The 266-nt window shown below is 42.1% G+C and carries 1 pseudogene; it reads right to left on the reverse strand.

Going from position 1 to position 266, the window contains the following annotated elements:
- Positions 1–266: pseudogene (locus HMJ38_RS25210) on the reverse strand (SprB repeat-containing protein); the annotation flags it as partial.

Consider the following 266-nt stretch of genomic DNA (forward strand, 5'->3'; position numbering starts at 1 on the left):
CACCTGAAATTTCATACTGATAAGATTCGCCTGTTCCGCCACTTGCCGCCACCCTAATAGTTCCTGTATTTTCTCCAGGACAGCTAGGTCCGGTTTGTTCCAAAACCACCAACTCAATTCCTTTAGTCTGAGGAGGTAATAACACTTCAACAGATGTTGAGCATCCCGCTTCGTCGTAAACCCAGATTGTATATGAACCTTCTGACAAAAAGCCAAAAACACCACTATTATTGATGTTTTCCTCATCACCTGAAATTTCATACTGA

Source organism: Aquiflexum lacus (assembly GCF_015476655.1).
GTDB lineage: Bacteria > Bacteroidota > Bacteroidia > Cytophagales > Cyclobacteriaceae > Aquiflexum > Aquiflexum lacus.